At 49.4% G+C, this 603-nt stretch carries 1 pseudogene; it reads left to right on the top strand.

The annotated features are described in order from the left end of the window. Window positions 1–24: 24 nt before the first annotated feature. A pseudogene (locus tag AC2W7C_RS18780) lies at window positions 25–603 on the top strand (phage nozzle protein); the annotation flags it as partial.

The raw sequence follows: 603 nt of genomic DNA on the forward strand, positions 1-603 counted from the left end.
AACTGACTTCCATTAGAGCCGTATAGACTCCACGTTGACTCCAAGGTGTCTATGGTCATTCCAATTGGCTCGTTTAATGCTGACACCTATAAGACTACGGTTGATATTGGTTCTGCTTATGGTGGAAACGCTCCGTCTCCCGGTCGGTACTATCTGATTGACAGTCAGGGTGCCTACGTGGACCTTGGTGAATTGACAGACATCTCTACTGTGGCTGTACTAAATGGAGATTGGTCAGGACGAACAGTGTTCATCGGACGGTCTTATCTGATGTCCTACAAGTTCTCACGGTTCCTGATTAAGATTGAAGACGAGAGTGGCACTCAGTCTGAAGACACTGGACGCCTACAACTTCGTCGGGCTTGGGTCAACTACAAGGACACTGGAGCTCTTAGACTCATTGTCAGAAACGGTGAGCGGGAGTTCGTGAACACCTTTAACGGGTACACCCTTGGTCAGCAAACCATCGGGACTACCAACATTGGGGATGGACAGTATCGCTTCGCTATGAATGGTAACGCATTAACCACGAGTCTAACCTTAGAGTCCGACTATCCTACCCCAGTGTCCATCGTTGGGTGTGGCTGGGAGGCGTCATACGCT

Source organism: Brevundimonas sp. CURTG3B2_SDJG, from assembly GCF_057364705.1.